We start from the raw sequence: 207 nt of genomic DNA, 5'->3' as shown, positions 1-207 counted from the left end.
AGCAACTCCCTCTCAACCCCCGTCCTCACCCTCCCCTTCCCGTCGTACATCACGGGCAACCTCACGCTCATCCACCTGAGCCTGTCAATCCTCCTGCCCTCCATCACCACCGAGAAACCAGTTAGGAACCTGTACCTCGCGTATCCCCTCCTCTTGAGCCTCTTCCCCCTCGCGTACCTCGGGCTTACCTCCTCCGCCTCCCTCATC

1 pseudogene is annotated in these 207 nt (G+C 61.4%); it reads right to left on the bottom strand.

The features are described from left to right. Nucleotides 1–207 (bottom strand): annotated as a pseudogene (locus tag L3N51_RS12500) (IS256 family transposase); the annotation flags it as partial.

The sequence above is a fragment of the Metallosphaera javensis (ex Hofmann et al. 2022) genome, from assembly GCF_022064045.1.
In the GTDB taxonomy this organism is placed as follows: Archaea; Thermoproteota; Thermoprotei_A; order Sulfolobales; family Sulfolobaceae; genus Metallosphaera; species Metallosphaera javensis.
The sequence above is the reverse complement of the archived record's forward strand: the minus strand, read 5'-3'. Positions and strand labels throughout refer to the sequence as shown.